2 protein-coding genes are annotated in these 1700 nt (G+C 39.5%); both read right to left on the bottom strand.

What is annotated here, in order from left to right:
- On the bottom strand, positions 1-435 hold a 435-nt coding region (locus GB932_RS22060; protein WP_197517209.1), incomplete at its 3' end, for a F0F1 ATP synthase subunit gamma.
- 76 nt (positions 436-511) lie between these two features.
- The coding region (gene atpA / locus GB932_RS22055; protein ID WP_156758925.1) for a F0F1 ATP synthase subunit alpha at positions 512-1700 on the bottom strand (1189 nt) is incomplete at its 5' end.

Here is a 1700-nt window from a genome sequence, read left to right as displayed (position 1 = left end):
ATCAAAGTTCAGATTATCATATACAGTACTTCCGTTAGTATATACCGTACGGCTTTTTCTTACAGCATCATATACTTTTTTACCTACAGGAAGAACTTCAACCTCGTACTGGGCGTTGTTCTGAAACTGAAGGTTAAGCTCTTTTACGATAGAAGAGTTAAAAGCTCCCGCAAGACCTCTGTTTGAAGTAACAGCGATGAATAATACTCTTTTAACCTCTCTTTTCTGAGCATATACAGAAATCTGATCAGGATCAGAGCTAGAATTTACATTCTGGATAAGCTCCTGTAATTTTTCAGAATAAGGTCTTAACATTACGATTGCGTCCTGTGCTTTTTTAAGTTTCGCTGCGGAAACCATCTTCATAGCACGTGTAATCTGCATCGTAGATGAAATTGACGTAATTCTGCCTCGTATTTCTTTTAAGTTTGCCATTAATTTGGGTTCAAAGTTTAAGGTCTAAAGTTTAAGGTTTAAAACACTATATTTCAAACCTTAAACATTGAATTTTTTAGTTGTATTTAGAAGCTAAATCGTTAGCCGCCTGCTTAAGAACACCTGTAATATCGTTATCGATTTTTCCAGCCTTAAGCGCAGCCATCGTATCTGGGTGCTTAGACTTAAGGAACTCGATATATTCGTGTTGGAATTCTTTAATCTTGTTCAATGGAACGTTTCTCATTAAGTTTTCTGTTCCGGCGTATACGATCGCTACCTGACTTTCTACAGGAAGTGGTGCGTTTACCGGTTGCTTAAGGATTTCTACGTTTCTTTCTCCTTTAGAGATTACTGCTAAAGTAGAAGCATCAAGGTCAGAACCGAATTTAGCAAACGCTTCTAGTTCTTTATATTGAGCTTGGTCAAGCTTCAATGTACCAGATACTTTCTTCATTGATTTAATCTGAGCATTACCTCCTACCCTTGATACAGAGATACCTACGTTGATTGCAGGACGAACCCCTGAGTTGAATAGATCAGACTCCAAGAAGATCTGTCCGTCAGTAATAGAGATTACGTTTGTAGGGATATATGCAGAAACGTCACCAGCCTGAGTTTCGATAATTGGAAGGGCTGTTAATGAACCACCACCTTTTACAATTGGCTTAAGAGATTCTGGCAAATCGTTCATTTGCTTAGCAATTTCGTCATCAGCGATTACTTTTGCAGCTCTTTCCAATAGTCTTGAGTGAAGGTAGAAAACGTCTCCAGGGTAAGCTTCACGGCCCGGTGGTCTTCTCAATAGTAGAGAAAGCTCACGGTAAGCAACAGCTTGTTTAGATAAATCATCATAAACGATAAGTGCCGGTCTACCAGTGTCTCTGAAGAACTCACCGATAGAAGCTCCTGCCATTGCAGAGTATACCTGCATTGGAACCGGATCTGATGCGTTAGCTGCAACGATTACCGTATAAGCTAAAGCTCCTTTATCAGAAAGTGTTTTAACGATTTGTGCTACAGTAGAAGCTTTCTGACCGATAGCAACATATATACAATATACTGGTTTACCAGCATCAAAGAATTCTTTTTGGTTGATGATCGTATCGATAGCAACAGTAGTTTTACCTGTTTGTCTGTCACCAATGATAAGCTCTCTCTGACCTCTTCCTACAGGGATCATCGCATCAATTGCCACGATACCAGACTGTAAAGGTTCAGTTACCGGCTGTCTGAAGATAACTCCAGGAGCCTTTCTTTCCAAT

The organism is Microbacterium karelineae (assembly GCF_009745985.1).
In the GTDB taxonomy this organism is placed as follows: Bacteria; Actinomycetota; Actinomycetes; order Actinomycetales; family Microbacteriaceae; genus Microbacterium; species Microbacterium karelineae.
This window is presented reverse-complemented; position numbering and strand designations above follow the sequence as displayed.